Source organism: Desulfovibrio sp. 3_1_syn3 (genome assembly GCF_000145315.2).
Lineage (GTDB): Bacteria > Desulfobacterota > Desulfovibrionia > Desulfovibrionales > Desulfovibrionaceae > Desulfovibrio > Desulfovibrio fairfieldensis.
Map to the genome: position 1 here is coordinate 291,057 of NZ_ADDR02000002.1, position 14,842 is coordinate 305,898.

At 60.8% G+C, this 14,842-nt stretch carries 15 protein-coding genes; 11 read left to right on the forward strand and 4 right to left on the reverse strand.

The features are described 5' to 3' along the window. Nucleotides 1-2: 2 nt before the first annotated feature. From carA to HMPREF0326_RS12560, 4 genes are all read left to right on the forward strand, one after another. Nucleotides 3-1,133: a glutamine-hydrolyzing carbamoyl-phosphate synthase small subunit gene (gene carA / locus HMPREF0326_RS12545; protein ID WP_008684867.1), complete on the forward strand. Its 1,131-nt coding sequence runs from the start codon at nucleotides 3-5 to the stop codon at nucleotides 1,131-1,133. A 157-nt stretch (nucleotides 1,134-1,290) separates the two neighbouring features. Then, nucleotides 1,291-1,725 carry a hypothetical protein gene (locus HMPREF0326_RS12550; RefSeq protein ID WP_008684865.1) on the forward strand — a complete coding sequence of 145 codons (435 nt, stop codon included), beginning with the start codon at nucleotides 1,291-1,293 and terminating at the stop codon, nucleotides 1,723-1,725. Between the two features lie 46 nt (nucleotides 1,726-1,771). Continuing rightward, nucleotides 1,772-2,014: a glycine zipper domain-containing protein gene (locus HMPREF0326_RS12555; protein ID WP_020990587.1), complete on the forward strand. Its 243-nt coding sequence runs from the start codon at nucleotides 1,772-1,774 to the stop codon at nucleotides 2,012-2,014. 158 nt (nucleotides 2,015-2,172) lie between these two features. Further along, nucleotides 2,173-2,952 (forward strand): 4Fe-4S dicluster domain-containing protein, encoded by a 780-nt coding sequence (locus HMPREF0326_RS12560; RefSeq protein ID WP_008684863.1) that lies wholly within the window; start codon nucleotides 2,173-2,175, stop codon nucleotides 2,950-2,952. Between the two features lie 163 nt (nucleotides 2,953-3,115). On the opposite strand, the gene HMPREF0326_RS12565 is transcribed toward HMPREF0326_RS12560, so the two are convergent. Together HMPREF0326_RS12565 and HMPREF0326_RS12570 are read right to left on the reverse strand one after the other, a co-directional pair. Continuing rightward, complete coding sequence (locus HMPREF0326_RS12565) at nucleotides 3,116-3,793, reverse strand: nucleotidyltransferase family protein (protein ID WP_008684859.1); 678 nt, start codon at nucleotides 3,791-3,793, stop codon at nucleotides 3,116-3,118. A 31-nt stretch (nucleotides 3,794-3,824) separates the two neighbouring features. Then, nucleotides 3,825-4,676: a class I SAM-dependent methyltransferase gene (locus HMPREF0326_RS12570; protein ID WP_008684857.1), complete on the reverse strand. Its 852-nt coding sequence runs from the start codon at nucleotides 4,674-4,676 to the stop codon at nucleotides 3,825-3,827. A 405-nt stretch (nucleotides 4,677-5,081) separates the two neighbouring features. On the opposite strand from HMPREF0326_RS12570, the gene HMPREF0326_RS17625 reads away from it, so the two are divergent. Together HMPREF0326_RS17625 and HMPREF0326_RS12575 are read left to right on the forward strand one after the other, a co-directional pair. After that, nucleotides 5,082-5,426: a transposase gene (locus HMPREF0326_RS17625; RefSeq protein ID WP_198012626.1), complete on the forward strand. Its 345-nt coding sequence runs from the start codon at nucleotides 5,082-5,084 to the stop codon at nucleotides 5,424-5,426. Beyond that, entirely contained in the window at nucleotides 5,390-6,241 is an 852-nt protein-coding gene (locus HMPREF0326_RS12575) for an IS3 family transposase (RefSeq protein WP_035073572.1), read from the forward strand. The genes HMPREF0326_RS17625 and HMPREF0326_RS12575 overlap by 37 nt, the downstream gene beginning before the upstream one ends. A 390-nt stretch (nucleotides 6,242-6,631) precedes the next feature. On the opposite strand, the gene HMPREF0326_RS12580 is transcribed toward HMPREF0326_RS12575, so the two are convergent. Continuing rightward, a complete protein-coding gene (locus tag HMPREF0326_RS12580) occupies nucleotides 6,632-7,681 on the reverse strand; it encodes an HD-GYP domain-containing protein (protein WP_008684854.1) in 1,050 nt (349 codons plus the stop codon). Between the two features lie 2 nt (nucleotides 7,682-7,683). Continuing rightward, nucleotides 7,684-9,102 carry a pyruvate kinase gene (gene pyk / locus HMPREF0326_RS12585; RefSeq protein WP_008684852.1) on the reverse strand — a complete coding sequence of 473 codons (1,419 nt, stop codon included), beginning with the start codon at nucleotides 9,100-9,102 and terminating at the stop codon, nucleotides 7,684-7,686. A 327-nt stretch (nucleotides 9,103-9,429) separates the two neighbouring features. Here pyk and HMPREF0326_RS12590 point away from each other — a divergent pair, with 327 nt between their 5' ends. The 5 genes from HMPREF0326_RS12590 (at nucleotide 9,430) to HMPREF0326_RS12610 (ending at nucleotide 14,835) form a co-directional block, all read left to right on the forward strand. Then, the gene (locus HMPREF0326_RS12590) at nucleotides 9,430-9,828 is read left to right on the forward strand and encodes a division/cell wall cluster transcriptional repressor MraZ (RefSeq protein WP_332248507.1); all 399 of its coding nucleotides are present in this window, start codon (nucleotides 9,430-9,432) and stop codon (nucleotides 9,826-9,828) included. A gap of 17 nt (nucleotides 9,829-9,845) precedes the next feature. After that, nucleotides 9,846-10,832: a 16S rRNA (cytosine(1402)-N(4))-methyltransferase RsmH gene (gene rsmH / locus HMPREF0326_RS12595; protein WP_008684849.1), complete on the forward strand. Its 987-nt coding sequence runs from the start codon at nucleotides 9,846-9,848 to the stop codon at nucleotides 10,830-10,832. Continuing rightward, nucleotides 10,832-11,140 carry a hypothetical protein gene (locus HMPREF0326_RS12600; protein WP_009301482.1) on the forward strand — a complete coding sequence of 103 codons (309 nt, stop codon included), beginning with the start codon at nucleotides 10,832-10,834 and terminating at the stop codon, nucleotides 11,138-11,140. The genes rsmH and HMPREF0326_RS12600 overlap by 1 nt, the downstream gene beginning before the upstream one ends. Nucleotides 11,141-11,210: 70 nt before the next feature. Then, entirely contained in the window at nucleotides 11,211-13,334 is a 2,124-nt protein-coding gene (locus tag HMPREF0326_RS12605) for a penicillin-binding protein (RefSeq protein WP_008684846.1), read from the forward strand. Between the two features lie 34 nt (nucleotides 13,335-13,368). Further along, on the forward strand, nucleotides 13,369-14,835 hold the full coding sequence (locus HMPREF0326_RS12610; protein ID WP_008684844.1) for a UDP-N-acetylmuramoyl-L-alanyl-D-glutamate--2,6-diaminopimelate ligase: 1,467 nt from the start codon (nucleotides 13,369-13,371) through the stop codon (nucleotides 14,833-14,835). The last annotated feature ends 7 nt before the right edge of the window (nucleotides 14,836-14,842 follow it).

Consider the following 14,842-nt stretch of genomic DNA (forward strand, 5'->3'; position numbering starts at 1 on the left):
TTATGAAAGCATTGCTGGTGCTGGAAGACGGGTTCACGCTGGAAGGCAAATCCTTTACCGGCGATTTTGAAACCGGCGGGGAAGTGATTTTTACCACGGGCATGACCGGCTATCAGGAAGTGCTCACCGACCCTTCCTATTACGGGCAGATGGTCTGCATGACCTATCCGCTCATCGGCAACTACGGCATCGCCCGCGAGGATATGGAGTCCGCCGCAGTGCACGCCGGGGCCTTGCTGGTCAAGGAGTGCTGCAAAAAGCCCTCCAACTGGCGGGCCACCATGTCTCTGCCCGCTTTTCTGAAGCGCTATGAGAAGCCGGGCATGGAGGGGCTGGACACCCGCGCCCTGACCCGCCATCTGCGCATCAACGGGGCCATGCGCGGGGTTATCTCCACCCGCGAGTTCGATCCGCGGGCCCTGCGGGAAAAGGCCCTGGCCCTGCCCGCCATGAAAGGCCGCAACCTGGTGCCCTTTGTGGCGGCCCAAAAGCCCTACGCTTGGTACGACAACGCGCCCCGGGAGGCTGTGTTCGGCCCTGACGGCGCGTATGCCTGGCGAGGCACGGGCCTGCCCCTGCTGGTCTATGATTTCGGCATCAAGTGGAACATCCTGCGGCATCTGTGCGAGGCGGGCTTCGAACCCCTGGCCGTGCCGCCCACCTTCAGCGCGCAGGCGGCCAAGGCCAGCGGCGCGCGGGCGGTCTTTCTCTCCAACGGCCCCGGCGACCCGGCCTCGCTGACCGACGAAATCGCCGTGGTGCGGGATCTGATCAAGATCTTTCCGGTCACGGGCATCTGCCTGGGCCATCAGCTCATCGGCCATGCCCTGGGCGGCACCACGGACAAACTCAAGTTCGGGCACCACGGCTGCAACCATCCTGTCAAGGATCTGACCACCGGCCGCATTGAAATCTCCTCCCAGAACCACGGTTTCCATGTGGTGCTGGACGGCGTGCCCGATGTGGAAGCCACCCACGTCAATCTCAATGACCACACCCTGGAAGGCCTGCGCCACAAGACGCTGCCGGTCATGAGCCTGCAGTACCATCCCGAGGCGGCGGCGGGCCCGCGCGACGGCAATTATCTTTTCAGCCGTTTCCGGGAAATGATCGGCAATGCCGTGGGGGCCTGAGCCTCCGGCACTGGAAATCTCTTGATATGGCCTGGCCGTTGAGGCTATACTGAAATCTACAATGGGATAGCAGGATGCTCCCCCAGCGGCCGCAGGCAGCCGGAGAGCAGGGGCGGCCCCAAGGCCGCCGACGATCGCAACATAAAAGGAGCTTCGCGTGAAAAAATCAATTCTGAGCCTTGGGCTGGCTCTGGTTCTTGCCTTGGCCTGCGTCAACGTGCAGGCGGCCGAAAATAATGCTGCCGCGGGCATGACCGGCAATCCGGTGGACCAGTTCACCGGCGCTGTCTGGGAAAAAACCACCGAGTCCAACAAGGCCGCTTTTCTGTTTGGCGTGGAGTCGGCCATTACCGTGGAATATTTCGTCAACGCCAAGATGACGGAAAAGTCCGCCAAGGCAGGCAAACGTCCCGTGTATACGCTGTCGCCCTTTGAAAAGGGCTGGATGAAGGCCTTCAGGGACGTCAACCGCACTGAGATCATCAAGATGGTGGACGCATGGTACGCGGCCAATCCCAAGAGCCTTGACCGGCCTGTGTTGAGCGTTATCTGGAATGAACTTATCGCGCCGCGCGTTGCCGCCGCGAAGTAGCCGCCTGTAACTGACGTTCGCGTCAGCCTTTTTCAGGAGAAAAGTTATGAAAAAAGTTTTGATTGTGGGTCTGATGGCCATGATGTTCGCCACCGGCATCGGCTGCACAAATATGAGCCGCACCCAGCAGGGCGTCGCCAGCGGCGCGGCCCTGGGCGCGCTGGGCGGTGCGGGCATCGCGGCCATTTCCGGCGGAGCCGCCGGTTGGGGCGCGTTGGCCGGCGCCGGTGTGGGCGCGCTGGCCGGCGGCATTGTGGGACATCAGCAGGATAAAAATTACCGCTGGTAGTTGCGGATACTCGCCAGGGCAACGCCGCGCGGCGTATGCCTGAACAAAACTGAACAGCGGGCCGGATTTTCCGGCCCGTTTGCGTTTTACGGGCGGGAGCGGGGCGGCGTTTCGGCCATTCTTCCCCCCCCATCCCCGCTTCAGCCGCAGGAGGCAGCATGAACAGGACTATTCACACGCTTTTTTTCAGCCCCACCCACAGCAGCCGGGAGATCGCCCGGACCCTGGCGGACGGCCTGGCCGTCTCATTGGGAGGGGAGCAGAAAATCCGGGACCTGACCTTCCCGCCCGAGCGGGAAGAAAGCCTGGGCTGCGCGCCCGGCGATGTGCTGGTCTTCGCTTTTCCGGTCTATGCGGGGCGCGTGCCGCAACTTCTGGAAGCGCCCCTGGCCCGTGTGCGCGGTAACGGTGCGACGGCGGTCGTGGCGGCCGTGTACGGCAACCGGGATTATGACGATGCCCTGCTGGAAGCCGTGGATCTGCTCACGCGGCGGGGCTGTACGGTGGCGGCGGCCGGAGCCTTTATCGCCGAGCATTCCCTGGCCCCCGGCGTGGGCGCGGGTCGTCCCGATGCCGAAGACAAGCGCGTGCTGGCGGATTTCGCCCGGCGCGCCTCCGCCAAAATCGCGGCTGGCAATCCCGCGCCCGTGTCCGTCAAGGGCAACCGGCCTTACAAGGAGCGCGGTCCGGCAACGGATATCCGACCCAAAACCACGGATGCCTGTACCCAATGCATGATCTGCGTTCAGGGCTGCCCCATGGGCGTCATCAGCGAGGATGATCCCCATCAGGTGGCGGCGGGCTGCATCCGCTGTTGCGCCTGTGTCAAATTCTGCCCGGTGGAGGCCAAATATTTTGATGATCCCAATGTGGCGAAGATCCGGGCCATGCTGGAAAGCAGGTGTACCGCCCGCCGGGAGCCGGAGTTATTTCTCTAGAGGCTGTTTGACAAGCACCCGACAGACTGACACGCCCATAACGCCCGGATAGGCCATCGGGTTGGTGCTCCATTTGGGCCGGGTCAACAGACGGTCACGGGCCGGGGATATATATACCACGTATGTCCCCTGCTCCGTGGCCGTTTGTGGTAGCGTGGGCATTTCACACGCTTTCATTTCCGGTCAGAACTCCGCCGCACCAGCCGCGAAGCAGGGCAAAAGCCTGTGTTTCCGTATGGGCGGCCAGCCAGGCCGGGACATCCAACCCGGCCTGGAGAATTTCCTTTTCCGCGCCGTCCAGACAGGCGAGCAGCTCTTTTTTACTGCGGCAGTATTGTCCCGAGGCAAGGTAGTACACGACCTGCATGACGAAAAAGGCGGCCTTGTAGGCGTCTTTCAGAATAGCGGTTCTGGCTTCCGGCTCCGCGTAGAGATAGCTGTGCGTGAGTAGGTGTAGGAGAGCGGATGCGCCGATTTTGGCCCCTGCCCGCGCGTCCTCCTGTGACAAGGGCGGAAGGAAATCCTTCAGCCTGCCGTAATAATCGTCCGTGTCCATGCTGAAAGGCAAAAGCTCATGTCGCGGCCAGTGGAAAAATTCCTCGGTTCCGCTGCAAAAACCGCAGGCCTTATGCCCCTCGGGCAAGGCGTGCACGATGCTCCGGTAGATATCAAGATCGACCGGTTCCACTGTGTCCAGCAGCACGACAAGATCAATGTCGCTTGTTTCGGTGGCCTCTCCCCGGCGGTAGCTGCCCTGCAGCCCCAGATGCGCAAGGCGCGGGCCGAAGGCTTTTTTCATGCGGGCCAGTGCGTCGGCCACCCAGGTTTGTGGTTCGATCATCAGCGACTCTCATTGTTGCGGATACGCGGGTTCAGATTTTCCGGCAGATGAATGTTTGCAGCTTATTATAGAAATCCTGTCCGGAACTCCAGACCTTTTCGCTGAGAATCCGCTGTAAGGGCAGGGCCGCCGACGAGAGCATTTTCGTATAGCTTTCAAGTCGGTAGGCCTGCATGAAAGAAACGTATTGCCGTACTGCTGTGTCGGCTGCGTCAATAATGAAATAGCGCGAAAGCGCACTTGCTTCAGCAGCGTTCCAGCTGTTTTCCCGCAGACAGAGATGTGGTCCGGCGGAAAACAGGCCCGTTGCGTGACGCTGCCATGTGGCCGGGGCTTCATCTATGGCGCGAACCGCGTCATAGATGTGGGCTTCCAGTATGAACAGGCCGTTTTCAGTCAGCATTTCAGCGCAATGCTCAAGCAGGAGTGCGGCATCCTTTCTGATAAAGGCGTTGAACTCGCCAAAGGTCATGATGATGCAGTCAAATTTTTGATTGCTTCTGTAGTTGCGGATATCCCCGAGAATATATTCCGGCTTTGGATCACAGTCCGCGCTCCGTTGCCGGGCGTATTCTATGGAGGCGGGCGAAAAGTCCACGCCGACGCACTGATGTCCCCGTTCGGCCAGGGCCTGGGTATACAGGCCCGGACCGCAACCCATATCCAGTATCCGGGAAGGAACGGACAATTGTTCCGCAATCCAGGCCGCATGCGCGGCAATAATCGGGCCGCGTCTGCTGGCCCAATCGTGTTCCTGGTTCAGATGCTGTTCGAGCATTCTGCGGCTGAAGTCCGGTTCATCCCAGGGGATCTTGGCTCCCGCACCGCTGGCGTCGACATTGGCGCGGGAGGCGTTCCACAGGGTCAGTTCCATGAGGTCCATCAGTGCTCCTGAAAGATGTTGCCGATGATTGTCATGAGCCTGTTGATACTATGCCTTTTTGCCCGCTCGCTGCGCGCGGCAGCCGTTGTCCGAAGGCCTTGCCTTAGCCGTAGGCGAACTTGTGAGCTGTATGGCTAAAGCTCCTGCGTCGCAACGGGAAGCGAGCACCAAAAGAGTACACTCCCGCAAAGCGGGCTTATCTTCCTTGCGAGCGAACAAAAATTTTATAGTGTCGACAGACCCATGGGGATTTGAGGATCGGAAGGCCGGGCGGACACGCGGGATGCGCGAACCCGAAAACAAGGATGCCCACCGTCAGGCAGGCATCTGATATGCCCCCATCAAGGTAGACAAAGTAAAAAAGCCCCTCTAGGCTCAAACTTTAGAACCCTGATGGGGGCTTGCATGGCAAACGGAAAGAAGACGACTTATTTGCCCTCCTTCAAGGAAGAAGCTGTACGGCGCTACCTTGAAGGAGGGCGAAGCTATCAGCAGTTGGCGGATGAGCTTGGCCTGAAAGACAAGAAAATACTCCGTGAATGGGTAACCAAATTTCAGCGAGGCGAATCTCTCGAAGATGGACGCGGCAAGGCAACGGGTTCTCGCAGAGGGAGACCTCGCACTCAATTCGCATCTGTTGAAGAAGAGTTGTCCTATGTGAAGGCGGAACGTGATTACTTAAAAAAGTTATATCGCTCCCGATTCGGGCACGAATGGGGAGCAGACAAAAGTGGCAGCATTTCAGAATAATTGATGAATTGCAAACGCGGCATTCGTTGTCAATTTTGCTGTCTTATTTGGGATTATCCAGGTCTGGATATTATAAATGGAAGAAGAGTGTACCCAAGCAAGACAACAATGAAGATATCGTGGAGTACATTAAAGCGAATCACTCATTACGCCCCTTCTACGGATATCGTCGTATAACGACAACTTTGCATCGTGAAGGGCTTATCGTAAAACATAAGCGAGTTCATCGCTTGATGCAAAAACTTGGCATTCAATCGGTTATCCGTAAAAAACGCCGTTACGTTGGCAAATCGGGCAGTATTGTGTTTCCGAACCTCCTTGGCCGTGACTTCAAAAGCGATGTTCCCGGTAAAAAACTTGCGACAGATATCACCTATCTGCCGACAAGCTCCGGTTTTATTTACTTGTCGGCAGTGCAGGATTTGCACAACAACGAGATTATCGCATACAGCCTCTCAGCCAGAAATGACCTTGAACTGGTGCTTGCCACACTGTCTAGACTTCCGGCCATGCCTGGAGCCGTGCTGCACTCTGATCAGGGCTTTCAGTACACCCACAAGACATATCAGGAACGGCTTGGCAGTTTGCAGATTCTTGGCAGCCATTCCCGTAAGGGGAACTGCCTGGATAACGCCTGTGCGGAGTCATTCTTCTCTCATCTCAAAACAGAATTATTTACAGACAACCAACCGTTACCCAAGGATGAAACTATTGCCTTGGTAGAAGCATATATCCTCTTCTACAACAAGGAACGGTTTCAGAAAAGGCTCGGCCAGCTTTCCCCGGTAGAGTACCGAGAAAAGCTGGCCGCGTAATCGTTGCCCTGGGGGATTTTTACCTGTCTACTTGACAGGGGTCAGACCACATCCCGGAGCATTCTGTTTTTGAGTTTGCCGCCTGTCGACAGCGTGTGGCAGGATCTCTCGCCCGGCACTGCTTTGTCCGTCGGCCCCGCAGGCTCGTTTGCGGCGAACGGGCCGCGGCAATATACTGTGTGACGGTTCCAGAGCAGATTAGCTTTGAAATGCCGCACATTCCCCAATTAAAGATACGCTTACTCCGCCGCTCAGCTATGCTGTCCTCGTCCGTAAAGCTCGAAGATTCGCTAACGGGAGAAGGCAACAGCGCAAATAAATTGCGCTTACGGCATCGTAGCGCGAGGCTGTTCTCGCGGCCTCGTTAGAGCATTTCAACTTTGAAATGCCCTATAAGGGCTCGTCCGCGTTCTTGTCCATATCCACGAATTGGCCGAACCCCTCGGTGGCAAAGGCCGACATGAGCGAATTGGTCAGTTCCGGGTCATAGTGCTGCTGGGCCGCCGCCAGCTCCTTCGCGGCTTCCAGCGGTTCTTTGGCCTGGCCATACGGCTTTTCGCAGATCATGGCCGAGAAGGAGTCGGCAATGGCCGTGATCCGGCCCACCCTGCTGATCTGGGGGCCTTTGAGCTTTTGCGGATAGCCGGAGCCGTCCAGGCGCTCGTGGTGCTCAAAGCAGGCCCGCAACAGTTCTTCAAAGGTCAGGTCCATTTTCTGCATCAGCTTTACGCCCACCAGGGGGTGCAGAATCACTTTTTCCCGCTCTTCGGGTTTCAGGGGACCCTGTTTATTGAGCAGAAAAGCCGGCACCTTGCTCATGCCCACGTCGTGCAGCAGAAGGGCCAGGGCCATGCGGTCCAGATCCTTGCGGCGGAAATCCGAAACAATCTGCAGCCAGAGCCAGAGCCCCACGGACATGGTATTGATGGCGTGGCGGGCGGGCTGGTGGCGGCGGAAGAGGCGGCGCACAAAGGCGTTGACGTGGTGCCTGTCCTGCCAGAGATATTCGGTGACCACCATAATGTCGCGGTACAGCGGCTCAAACACCGCCTTGACCGGCTGGTCGCTGAAATCCGTATAGCGTATGGCCAGCGCGCGGATACAGATATCCGCGATTTCGGATTCCTTGAGGTTGTTGTCCTGGAGCACAAGGTCAAGTTGTTTGACGATGTGGCGGGAATAGATGGGGTGGTCGGAGCGCGACACGAAAAGATCGCCCGCGGCGCAGAGCCGGGCCACTTCCTCCACCTGCTCGTTGCTCAAGCGTACGCCCTTCTTGGAATAGGGGGCCAGGACCTTGATATCCTCACGAAAACTGAACAGATCCACCGGCGGGCGGTATTTGGGGAAACTCGCCAGAATCTCGGTGCTGATCTGATAGTATTCCTCATTGATGTTCTGAGGAATCTCGCGGGCCTGCCGGCTTTGCTGCTCAGCCATGGTTATTTCCAGTAGATTTTGACGAGATTGGTGCCGCGCGGCGTGGACGAGGACCCCTTGAGCTGACCGGCGGTGATCACCGCGCAGTCGTCGGCCTTGAAGTCCGGGCAATTATGAATGAATTCCTCGGCCCGGATCAGGTGGCTGGGCTCCACTTCCGGATTGTCCACGAACACGGGAGTGATGCCCCAGACGAAATTGAGGGCCTTGATGGTCACCGGGTCGGGCGTCAGGGCGTAAATGCGCTGCGGCGGCCTGCGCGCGGAAACCTGGCGGGCCGAACCGCCGGAAAGACTGTGCGAGACAATGGCCTGGGCATGAGCCTTGTCGGCCAGCAGGCAGGCTGAAAAGGCCAGAAATTCGGGGATGCCCTTGTCGGCGTCCGGTTCTTCCAGTTTGCGGTTGTCCAGCAACAGCTTTTCGGCCTCATTGGTGATCTTGCGCATATAGCGCACGGTTTCCACCGGGAAGTTGCCCATGGCCGTTTCTTCGGAAAGCATCACGCAATCGGCGCCGTCCAGTACGGCATTGGCGACGTCCGTGGTTTCGGCGCGGGTGGGCGCGGGGCTGTTGACCATGGAAAGCAGCATCTGCGTGGCCACGATGACCGGCTTAGAGGCCTTGTTGCAGGCGCTGATGATCCGCTTCTGCAGGGCGGGGAGCTGGGGCAGGGGACATTCCACGCCCAGATCGCCGCGCGCCACCATGACAATATCCGTCTCCTGAAGGATTTCGTCCAGGTTGTCCACCGCGCTCTGGCGTTCCAGCTTGACCACCACGGGCACATGGCGTCCGGCGGCCGCGATGAGCGATTTGGCTTCGCGCACGTCGTCGGCGGTCTGCACGTAGGAGATGGCCACAGCGTCCACACCCAGTTGCAGGCCGTCAGCCAGGTCTTTTTTGTCCTTGCCGGTGAGGGCGCGCACCTTGGTGGCCTTGCCGGGCAGGGCCAGGCCCTTGCGCGAGGTCACCAGACCGGCGTTGTCGGCCTCCAGCAGCACCAGTCCGTCGGAGCGGCGCTCCCGCACGATGAACTGCAGGCCGCCGTCGGCCAGCACCATACGGTCGCCGGGCTCCAGGCTTTCCAGAATAACGTCGTGGTCAAAGGGCAGGTAGGGCAGTTCGTCCACGCGCCGGGCGCTGGGGCCCAGCAGCAGCCGCATGCCCTTGCTGACCTGGATGGTGTTTTCCGGCACCACGCCCAAGCGGATCTTGGGGCCGGAAAGATCCTGCATGATGGTGATGGGACGCCCCAGCTCTTTTTCGACCTCGCGGATGTATTTGATGATGTTGACGAAGTCCGAAGCGCCGCCGTGGGAAAAATTAAGCCGGAACACGCTGACGCCCGCCTCGGCCAGCGCTTTGAGTTTTTCTTTACTGTTGGAAGCCGGACCGATGGTGGCGACGATTTTTGTTCTCATGGCGTTCCTTCCCGGGCGTCCCGGCAATGGCTTTTGAAATGGACGCAAAAGGCCCAAGGCGCATTTTTGCAGTAAATCATCCGGGTTTTCCAGGGTATTGTCAAGGGCGCGCGGCGGAATGGCCATCTCTGCATCCTGTATGGATTTTGTACATTTTTTCAATGTGGCGCGGTATGTACCGAACGTTTGAAGCGGGCTTGCTTGACACCCCCGGAGCCTTGGGGCATAAGTGGGAAAAAGTGGGAAAAACAAGTAAGAAAGTGGTAAATTGTGCAAAAACTCTTCACCAAAAGCCTCTCCCGCAGCCTGGACCCCAAAGGCCGGCTGATGCTGCCTCCGGAATACCGCGAGGCGCTCTGCGCGGGTGCGGCGGATGGTGAACAGGGCACTTTCTGGCTGACCTCTTTTTACGGTCGGCTGGTGGCCTATCTGCCCGCCGACTGGGAGGCCGTCACCGAACAGTTGAGCCGTATCCGCTTCCCCTCGCCCAAGCTGTCGCACTTTAAAACCAAGGTCATGGGCCTGGCGCAGGAGCTGGCCCCGGACCCGCAGGGCAGGGTACGCATTCCGCAGTCTCTGATGCGTGAAGCCGGTCTGCAGAAGGACGTCATGCTGGTGGGCATGCTCAGCAAGTTTGAAATCTGGGATCAGAACCGCTTTGACGCTCTGCAGCTTGAGGACGTGTCCGAAGAGCTGGCGGCCAGCGGCGTGGATATTTCTTTGTAAGCCGCGAGGGCGGAATTATGGCGCAGGTCATGCAGGATACGGAAGAGCGCGCGTCGACGCGTCATGTGCCGGTGCTTCCCGCCGAAACACTGGAGGCTCTGGCCCCGCGCGCGGGCGGTCGCTATCTGGACGGCACCCTGGGCATGGGCGGCCATGCCGCCGCCGTGCTGTCCGCCGCGCCCGGGAGCGAACTCTGCGGCCTGGACCGCGACGAGCAGGCTCTGGATCTGGCCCGTGCGCGTCTGGCCCCGTTCGGCGGGCGGGCGCATTTTTTCCACTGCCGCTACAGCCGGTTCGCCGAAGCCCTGAAAGAATTGCAGTGGGACAAGGTGGACGGCGCGCTGCTGGATATCGGCGTGTCCTCCCTGCAATTGGATGAAAACGAACGCGGTTTCAGTTTTTACGGCGACGGCCCGCTGGACATGCGCATGGACCAGCATTCCGGCGAGCTCTCGGCCTGGCACTGGGTCAACCGTGAAAGTTTCGCCCGGCTCAAGGAGTGCATAGCCACCCTGGGCGAGGAGCCGCAGGCCGGGCGCATCGCCAGGGTCATTGTGGAGGCCCGGCAGAAAGCGCCCATCGACAGCACGGCGGAGCTGGCCGCCCTGGTGGAAAAAGCCTATCCGCCCGCCTGGCGGGCCAAGGCCCGGCGGCATCCGGCCACCCGCACTTTTCAGGCTTTGCGCATGGCCGTCAATGATGAGCTGGGCGAACTGCGGCGCTTTCTGGATCAGATTCTGGCCTGGCTGCCCGTGGGCGGTCGCCTGGCGGTCATCACCTTTCATTCCCTGGAGGACCGCATGGTCAAACAGGCCATGCGCCACTGGGCCGAGGGCTGCCGTTGCCCCCGGCACGTACCGGTCTGCGTCTGCCGTCATCAGCCGGAAGTGCGCATTCTGCATAAAAAACCGCTGCAGGCCGGGTCGGAAGAACTCGCGGTCAACCCGCGCGCAGGCAGCGCCAAGCTGCGCGCCGTGGAAAAAATCGCCGAGGCGGCAGTTTGATGCTGAAGAAAAACGCCCCACTCAATCAGCAACGGGGTGGCCGGGGCTGGCTACTGGCTCTGGCCCTGGGCCTTCTGGCCTGCATGGTCATGGGCCTTGTGCTGGTCTGGAGCAATATCGAACGCATGGACACCACGTATTTCATCAATATCGCGCAGAACGAGCTGCGTGAGCGCCGTGCCCTGCGCGCCAAGCTGGAAGTGGAACGCGAACGCCTGCTTTCCCCCTATGAACTGCGCCGCCGGGCCGAGGAATTCGGCATGCGCGAGCCCAGGCCGGGGCAGGTAAGGCGTATGGAAATTCATTAGAGCATTCAAGTGGTAGTGCTCTGGCCGTTTACTGCCCCGTCTCAGGCCTTGTGTCTTCTTTGAGGAAACCATGTTCAAGTTCTCGTCACGCAAACGCAACCGATCCAGTTTTACGCCCCGGCGCGACAAGGCGCCGCGCGTCAACCGCAACGCCGGTGCCGGAAAAGGCCAGCGCACCCGTGCCGCCTGGATGGAAAAGGTGGACTGGGGGCGTCTGCGGATCAACGCGGTGGTCTGCATTTTCTGTCTGCTCTGGTTTGGCCTCTGGGGACGGGCCTGGTATCTGCAGATGGTCGAAGGGCCGCGTCTGGCCGACAGGGCCCGCCGCCAGCACATGGCTTCCGAACTGGTCACCGGCCGCCGGGGCATGATCTACGACCGCAACGGCCAGGTGCTGGCCCGCAGCGTCGAAGCCCGCTCGGTGTATGCCAAGCCGCAGGAAGTCGAGGACTTCCTGGTCATGGCGAATACGTTGGGGCCCATTCTGGGCATGGAGCCCCAGAAGCTCTATGACGAACTTTCCAAGACCAAGCGCCGTTTCGTCTGGCTCAAGCGCAAGGTGGACGACTATACCGCCGAGGCCGTGCGCAAGGCTAATCTCTCGGGCATCGGTCTGTCCAAGGAATACGACCGGGTCTATCCCTTCAAGCATATGGCCGGGCAGTTGCTGGGCTTTGTGGGTCTGGACGACAAGGGTCTGGAAGGCATCGAGCGTTCCCTGGAGGCCCGTCTGGGATGCATTCCCACCCGTCAGATCGTGCAGCGCGACGCCATGGGCCGCCGTTTTTATCTGCATGAGGAAGGTCAGACCGAGCCGCGCGGCCAGGATCTGACCCTGACCCTTGACGTGCAGATGCAGTTCATCGCCGAGGAAGCCGTGGCCCGCGCGGCCCGCGACTATGACGCCCGCTGGAGCGGAGCGCTGGTGGTGGACGTGCCCACGGGCGACATTCTGGCCTGGGCCCAGTATCCCTTCTTCAATCCCAACACCTACCGGGAATCCTCGCCGCTGGTCTACCGCAACCGTCTGGCCGCCGACGCCCTGGAGCCCGGCTCCACCTTCAAGCCTTTTGTGATGGCCGCGGCCCTGCAGGAACGCAAGGTCACGCCCAATACGCTCATCGACTGCGAACGCGGCAAGTGGGTCAGCAAAAACTTCACCATCCGGGATACGTCCAATCAGGGCATGCTGCCGGCCAGCAAGGTGCTGCGCTATTCTTCCAACATCGGCATGGCCAAGATCGGCCTCAGCCTGGGCGCGCCCATGTTTCATAAGTATCTGCACGCCCTGGGCTTCGGCGAGCGCACCAGCGTGCCGGTGTCCGAAAGCCGGGGCATTCTGCGCATCCCCCGCGACTGGAGTGAAGTGGACTTGATGTCCACGGCCTTCGGCCAGAGTATTTCCGTCACGGGCCTGCAAATGGCCCAGGGCTATCTGACCCTGCTGAACGGAGGCGTCTACAAGCCCCTGCAGCTGATCAGGGAAGACGGCAACGTGGAAGAAGCGCATGAACGCGTGTTCAGCGAAAAGACCGTGCGCGAAGTCATGGATATGATGCGCGACGTGGTGGAAGAGAAAGACGGCACGGGCAAACGCGCGCGCATTGAGGGCGTGGAAGTGGCGGGCAAGACCGGCACGGCCCAGAAGGCCGACCACCGCACGGGCACTTACGGCAGCAAGCGTCTGGCCTCCTTTGTGGGCTTTCTGCCCGCCGACAAGCCCCGCTACCTGATCCTGGTCATGGTGGACGAGCCCGCGCGAAACCAGTTCGGCGGCGTGGTGGCCGCGCCCGTGTTCAAGGAAATCGCGGGCCGGGCTCTGACCTATACCGGCATTCTTTCCGAAACCAGGCTGGCGGAAGCCTCCGGCACAAAGGACGCCGGTCCGGTCCGCCGTCAGCGCGGGCTGAAGCTGGCCGGTCTGGAGGTGCCCTATCTGGCCAGGACCGCCGATGCGCCGCAGCGCGCCACGGTCATGCAGCTGCCCGGCCATCTGGCCAAGGCCGCCAGCCGGGTGCCGGACGTCATGGGCAAATCCGTGCGCAACGCGGTGGAGCTGTTCGCCCGTGCGGGCGTGGTGCCCGAACTCAAGGGGTCGGGCAGCCGGGTAGTGCGCCAGAGCCCGGCCGCCGGAACGGCCTGGCCCGAGGACGGACAGAACGTGGACTATATTCTTTGGCTGTCGGAAAGATGAAGCTGTCGTCTTCGGCAAGGATAACGAGGTAAGCATGCAGCGGGATTTTGCGGCTCTTCTGGAGGCATGCCGTCGCGGCGGCGTGGAAGTGCGTTCGGATTCACGCGTCGTGGGGCAGGGCGACATATTTGTGGCCGTGCCCGGCGTCAATGAGGACGGAGCGCGTTTCATTCCCGCCGCCGTGGAGGCCGGGGCCGCCGTAGTGGTCTGCCGCCCCGGCGGGCCGGAGGATGCCGCGCTTCAGGCGTCCGTCCGGGCCGAAGGCTGCCGCGTGGTCTATCATGAAGATCCGCGCGAGGCCCTCTGGCGTCTGGCCGAGGCCCGCTGGCGCACGGGTGCGTCGCGCGTCAAGATTCTGGGCGTCACCGGCACCAACGGCAAGACCACCAGCACCTATCTGCTGGAACGCCTGTTCACGGACGCCGGGCACAAGGTGGGCGTGTTGGGCACGGTGAGCTACCGTTGGCCGGGCCACAGTGAAGCCGCGCCCCTGACCACGCCGGATCCCCTGCGCGTGCATTCCATGCTGGCCCAAATGGAGGCGGCGGGCGTGGACGTGGCCGTGATGGAAGTCTCCTCCCACGCCATCGACCAGCAGCGGGTCTGCGGCGTGCCCTTCGCAGGCGCGGCCTTTACCAACCTGACCCAGGATCATCTTGATTTCCACAAGGACATGGAAAGCTATTTCAAGACCAAGGCCAGGCTGTTTCTGGAGCTGCCCAGGGCGGAAAAGGTCATGGCCGTCAACGCCGACGACCCTTGGGGCCGCCGCCTGCTGGAGCTTTGCCCGCGCGCCCTGTCCTTCGGCCTGCAACAGGGCCCGCCCAGGCGGCGGCACCTCTGGGGCGAACTGTTGTCCGCCGGGACCGAAGGCTGCCGTCTGCGCATGCATCTGGAAGGCCGGACCTGGGAACTGCGCTCGCCCCTGGTGGGCGCGTTCAACGCCTCCAATCTGCTGACTGTGCAGGCCCTGGCTCTGGAAACGGGTCTGGACCCCGGGCAGTTCAAGGCCCTGGAGAGCTTTACCGGCGTCTGCGGCAGGCTGGAGCGGGTGGAAAATTCCCAAGGCCTGAACGTTTTTGTGGATTACGCCCACACTCCGGACGCCCTGGTCAATGTGCTCAAGGCTCTGCGCGGCGCGGGTTTCAAGCGGATTATCACGGTCTTCGGCTGCGGCGGCAACCGCGACAGAACCAAGCGCCCGCTCATGGGCGAGGCTGTGGCGCGCTATGCGGACGTGGCCGTGCTGACCTCGGACAATCCGCGCTTCGAGGAGCCGGAGGCCATTCTGCGGGACGTGCTGCCGGGCCTCAAGGAGGCGCGTGAAGTGCTGGTGGAGGTGGACCGTCACGCGGCCACGGCCAGGGCCCTGGACATGCTGGGCAAGGACGATGCCCTGCTGATCGCCGGCAAGGGCCATGAGGATTATCAGATCATCCAGGGTGTCAAGCATCACTACAGTGATCAGGAAGTGGTGCGGGAGTTGCTGCATTGCGCCTGAGCACTAC

Coding starts and splice junctions, on each gene's coding strand:
- pyk (WP_008684852.1), bottom strand. CDS start 9,102: ATGAGAACAAAAATCGTCGCCACCATCGGTCCGGCTTCCAACAGTAAA.
- HMPREF0326_RS12560 (WP_008684863.1), top strand. CDS start 2,173: ATGAACAGGACTATTCACACGCTTTTTTTCAGCCCCACCCACAGCAGC.
- HMPREF0326_RS12555 (WP_020990587.1), top strand. CDS start 1,772: ATGAAAAAAGTTTTGATTGTGGGTCTGATGGCCATGATGTTCGCCACC.
- HMPREF0326_RS12610 (WP_008684844.1), top strand. CDS start 13,369: ATGCAGCGGGATTTTGCGGCTCTTCTGGAGGCATGCCGTCGCGGCGGC.
- HMPREF0326_RS17625 (WP_198012626.1), top strand. CDS start 5,082: ATGGCAAACGGAAAGAAGACGACTTATTTGCCCTCCTTCAAGGAAGAA.
- HMPREF0326_RS12570 (WP_008684857.1), bottom strand. CDS start 4,676: ATGGACCTCATGGAACTGACCCTGTGGAACGCCTCCCGCGCCAATGTC.
- HMPREF0326_RS12565 (WP_008684859.1), bottom strand. CDS start 3,793: ATGATCGAACCACAAACCTGGGTGGCCGACGCACTGGCCCGCATGAAA.
- carA (WP_008684867.1), top strand. CDS start 3: ATGAAAGCATTGCTGGTGCTGGAAGACGGGTTCACGCTGGAAGGCAAA.
- HMPREF0326_RS12575 (WP_035073572.1), top strand. CDS start 5,390: ATGGGGAGCAGACAAAAGTGGCAGCATTTCAGAATAATTGATGAATTG.
- HMPREF0326_RS12590 (WP_332248507.1), top strand. CDS start 9,430: ATGCTGCCTCCGGAATACCGCGAGGCGCTCTGCGCGGGTGCGGCGGAT.
- HMPREF0326_RS12605 (WP_008684846.1), top strand. CDS start 11,211: ATGTTCAAGTTCTCGTCACGCAAACGCAACCGATCCAGTTTTACGCCC.
- HMPREF0326_RS12580 (WP_008684854.1), bottom strand. CDS start 7,681: ATGGCTGAGCAGCAAAGCCGGCAGGCCCGCGAGATTCCTCAGAACATC.
- rsmH (WP_008684849.1), top strand. CDS start 9,846: ATGGCGCAGGTCATGCAGGATACGGAAGAGCGCGCGTCGACGCGTCAT.
- HMPREF0326_RS12600 (WP_009301482.1), top strand. CDS start 10,832: ATGCTGAAGAAAAACGCCCCACTCAATCAGCAACGGGGTGGCCGGGGC.